The 5055-nt window shown below is 45.8% G+C and carries 2 protein-coding genes; both read left to right on the top strand.

Annotation, left to right across the window (positions count from 1 at the left end):
• A partial coding sequence (locus tag B5F78_RS15860; RefSeq protein ID WP_241148277.1) for a SusC/RagA family TonB-linked outer membrane protein occupies window positions 1–2997 on the top strand: 2997 nt, incomplete at its 5' end.
• Window positions 2998–3028: 31 nt separating this feature from the next.
• Window positions 3029–4648 (top strand): RagB/SusD family nutrient uptake outer membrane protein, encoded by a 1620-nt coding sequence (locus tag B5F78_RS15855; protein WP_164470552.1) that lies wholly within the window; start codon window positions 3029–3031, stop codon window positions 4646–4648.
• Window positions 4649–5055 lie beyond the last annotated feature (407 nt).

Raw genomic sequence — 5055 nt, 5'->3', positions numbered from 1 at the left:
AGTTCGGCGGGAACTTTGGTGGTTTCTTTCATCGGGCTGGAGACACAAGAGCTTGAAATTAAGCCGGTTATGAAAGTGGTACTGCACTCGGATACCGAGGTGTTGGATGAGGTCGTAGTGACGGCTTACGGTACAGCTACCAAAGGTACATTTACCGGTTCTGCTTCGGTGATGAAGGCCGATAAAATCGAAAAACGTCAGGTGTCTAATATTACGAATGCATTGGCGGGCGCGGTTGCAGGTGTGCAAATTCAGAGTTCAAACGGTCAGCCGGGTGAGGATGCGAAGGTACGTATCCGTGGTGTAGGGTCTATCAATGCGGGTACAGAACCGTTGTACGTTGTAGACGGTATGCCTTTCGACGGTGACCTTTCTTCGTTGAATACACAGGATATCGAGAGTATGACTGTATTAAAGGATGCGGCTTCTACCGCTCTTTACGGTGCGCGTGGTGCCAATGGTATTATCATGATTACTACGAAAAAAGGTGCTTCGGGCAAGGCTCGTGTGAACTTTGATGCGAAATGGGGTGTGAACTCACGTGCCGTGACCAACTACGATGTGATTGATAACCCGGATCAATACATGGAGTTGGCTTATCAGGCTTTGAAGAATGCCGGTCTGTACAATTTGGGCTATGATGAGGCTACGGCTCACGCATACGCCAATTCTTCTATCTTCAATAAATCGGCAGGTGGCGTAGGCTATCAGGTATATACCCTCCCGGAAGGCGAAGGACTTATTGGTACCGATGGACGCATTAATCCGAATGCGAAATTAGGTTACAATGACGGTACCTATTATTATACGCCGGATGACTGGGAAAAGGAAATGTTCAAGAACAAGTTGCGTCAGGAGTACAACCTGAGCGTATCGGGCGGTAACGACCGTGCTACGTTCTATTTCTCTTTGGGTTATCTGGATGACCAAGGTGTAATCGACGGTTCAGGGTTCAAGCGTTACAGCGGTCGTTTGAACGGTGATTACAAGGTAAACGATTGGTTGAAGGTAGGCGCTAATGTGGCTTATAACTTTACCAATAGCCGTTATCCGGAAGAACAGACTACTAGCAATTCTTCGGGTAACGCTTTCTATATCGCAAACTTTGCGGCACCTATCTATCCGTTATACGTGCGTGATGCCAATGGCAATATCATGACCAATAACGGGCGTAAGGTATATGACTATGGTGATGGAGTAAGTACAAATCAGGACCGTGCGTTTATGTCTATTGCTAATCCTGCCGGTGACTTGATTTACGATAAGACCGAATACCTGATGGATATTATCAATGCCAATTGGTATGCGCAAATCACTCCGATTAAGGGATTGACCTTGACGGCACGTTACGGTCTGCACATCGACAATACCCGTTTCAACAACTTGAGTAATGCCTATATGGGTCAGAGTGCATCCTATGGCGGTACGGCAACTCAGAGACACATGCGCACTTTCGGTTTCGACCAGCAGTATGTGGCTAATTATACGTTCTCGGTTGATGATGTTCATCATATCGACTTGACCGCCGGTTACGATGGATATAGCATGGAAATGACTGACTTCTACGGATATGGAACTAACCTCTATAATCCGGAAAGTTATTATCTGAGCAATGCAATTGATAACTGGCAGATAGGCGGTAATAAACATGAGTATGCTACTCACGGTATTTTCGCCCGTGTTAACTATTCATATAACGACAAATACATCGGTAATGTGTCTTACCGCCGTGACGCTTCTTCACGTTTTGCTCCCGATCACCGCTGGGGTGACTTCTGGGCAGCCAGTGTGGCTTGGCGTATCTCGGAAGAAGCTTTCATGGAAGACGTAGAATGGGTGAACCAATTGAAACTGAAAGCCTCTTTCGGTCAGCAGGGTAACGATGATATCTTGAATGGTACGGGCTATAAGAACTATTATCCGTATATCGACCAATACAGCATTACGGGTGCGAACAGCGTGTTCTCGGACGGTGTGCTTTATTATAAAGGTAATCCGGATCTGACTTGGGAAACTTCTACTTCGTATAATGTAGGTGTGGACTTCTCGTTGTTTAAGAACAAGCTGACCGGTACATTGGAATATTTCGGACGTAAGTCTTCTGACATGCTTTACAACTTGCCTACCGCAGGTAGCTTGGGTTATACTTCGATGCCGATGAATGTAGGTTCGATGACCAACTCGGGCTTCGAAATGGACTTCACTTACAACATCATTCAGAACAAGAACGTAACTTGGGACGTGAACTTAAACGCGACTTTCATCAAGAACAAGATCAATGAATTGCATGAAAACTTGAACGGGCGCTTGATTGATGGTAACCGTATTTATGAAGAAGGCGAATCGATGTACCGCATGTACTTAGTGGATTATGCGGGTGTAGACGAGGCAACCGGACAATCGCTCTATTGGATTGACGATGTGGACGAAGACGGAAATGTCATTGGTCGTAAGACTACTACAGATTATAATGTGGCACAGAGTTACCGTGTAGCAACGGACGACATGATGCCGACCGTGTATGGCGGTATCGGAACCAGTGTAACGGCATACGGATTCGACGCTTCTATCTCGCTTTCTTACCAATTGGGCGGACAGATTTACGATTCAGGATATGCATTGACTATGCATAACGGTTATAATTATATGGGTTATAGCTGGAATAAGGACATCCTGAATGCTTGGACTCCGACCAATACGCATACCGATGTTCCCCGTCTGGATACGCAAGACCGTGATGTGAACTCTTCTTCAACCCGTTTCTTGACCAGTTCGAACTATTTGAATATCAATAACATCACCGTAGGCTATACCTTGCCGAAGAGCTGGACTCAGAAGATGCAGATTGAGAAATTGCGCATCTACTTTACGGCAGACAACTTGGGCTTTATCTCGGCACGTAAGGGATTGGATCCGCGCCAAAGCTATACCAGTGCTACTACTGCCGTTTATACGCCGATCCGTACCATATCGGGAGGTATTAACTTGACATTCTAATTGATAAAACTTAAAATTAATGAGAAAGAACATGAAAACAAAATATCTTTTCGCTTCGAGCCTGCTTCTCTCCTTGGCATTCGCAGGATGTCAGGATTTGGATACAGCACCGGAAGGAGACGTCGTTACGACCGACCAGAAAGAGGATGTATATGAATTGAATCCGGAACGTGCGGATGCGGCTATCAACGCCATTTATTCTCAATTTAAGGAATATATGCCGAACGAGAATGCATTGGGAGCCAGCCGTCATAATGATATCGGCTATCCGACCATTATGTTGTGTACGGATGCCAACGGCATGGACGTGGTGAGTGACGATAATGGTTATAATTGGCAAGGAAATAGCTTGACTTATACAGACCACTTGGATTATACTTCGTATGAATGCCAAATGGTATGGAACGATTTGTATAACATTATTTTCTCTTCTAATAATGCGATTGCTTCGTTCGACCCGGAAACCGATGACCCTACGTTCCAAATGTATTTGGGACGTGCATACGCCACACGTGCGTTCTGCTACTTTAATTTGGCTCAGTTGTACCAGTTCAACTATGTAGGCAATCAGGACAAGCCTTGTGTGCCTTTGATTACTAACGAGAACTCGGCGGATGCAGCCGCTAACGGTGCTCCCCGTGCTACGGTACAGGAGATATACGACCAGATAGAAGCTGACTTGGAAACCGGCATCAATTTCTTGAAAGCTGCTGAGGATGCCGGAGCAACCCGTGCAGACCGCCGTTACATCGATCAAGCGGTGGCATACGGTATTCGTGCCCGTGTGGCTTTGACTAAGCAAGAATGGGCTGCAGCAGAGGAAGCGGCACAAACCGCAATCTCTTTGTCTGACGCTCGTCCTGCAACGATAGCAGAAGTCAGTTATCCGACATTCTGGGATGTGAGCGAACCGGACTGGATGTGGGGCGTATTGGTGGAAGAATCAGATAATGTCGTGTCTTCAGGTATTGTAAACTGGCCCTCGCACATGGGTTCTTTGAACTATGGTTATGCCAACTTCTCGGGTGGTAAGCAAATTAATAAGGCGTTGTATAACACCATTCCGGATACCGATGTCCGCAAAGGTTGGTGGACAGGTGTAGATAGTACATCTGTAAACTTAAGTGCCGCTCAACAGGAGTGGATGGATACTTATTCTTATCCTGCTTATACGCAGGTGAAATTCGGTTCGTATAACAATGTCATTGGTCAGTCTGCAAGTGCGAATGATATTCCGTTGATGCGTATCGAAGAAATGTACTTGATTATGGCTGAAGCTCAAGCAATGGGAGGCAATACCGGAACAGGAAAATCTACATTGGAAAGCCTGATTCAGTCTTACCGTGATCCGGAATATACTTGTACGGCGGCTTCTGCGGCCGATATCCAAGATGAAATTTATCGCCAACGCCGTATTGAGTTTTGGGGAGAAGGCTTGATTTGGTTTGACATCATGCGTTTGAACAAGGATATAGACCGTCGGGGTGCAGGATACCCTCAACCGACTTCTGTATATTATATTCCTGCAGGTTCGAATGTTTTGTTGTGGCGTATTCCGCAAAACGAAATCAACTCGAACCAAGCCTTGACTGAGGATGATAATAATCCACAAGGTGAGACTCCGCAACCTGTACAGGACATTATTGAGTAAAGCGTTTATTGAAATCCGATAAATAGAGGGCTGTCTCCGATGGGGCAGCCCTTTCTTGTTCTATTATGACGTGTCGGAGAGAATAAAAGATAGGTACGTGTGTAGATTAGAGTTTATGTAATTTAGATTTGTTATATATCGCGCATACGCGTACCTTTGCAACATGAATTACCGCGACCATAAAGACAACAGCAAAAGTTTCCGTGCCTTGACGGGAGTTAGCCATGAATAGTTTTGTGCGCTTCTCCCTTATTTCGAGGCTGCGCATGAGGACTATTTGTCCGAGTATGAAATGACTGGGGAACGCCGTAGCGGAAAACGCCGCAGTCCTTCCATCTACAAGAACAGCCCCCTTCCCAGCATATCCGACCGCCTGTTCTTCATTTTGGTTTATTTGAAAAACAACC

It is taken from the genome of Bacteroides sp. An279, assembly GCF_002159615.1.
Lineage (GTDB): Bacteria > Bacteroidota > Bacteroidia > Bacteroidales > Bacteroidaceae > Phocaeicola > Phocaeicola intestinalis.
This window is presented reverse-complemented; position numbering and strand designations above follow the sequence as displayed.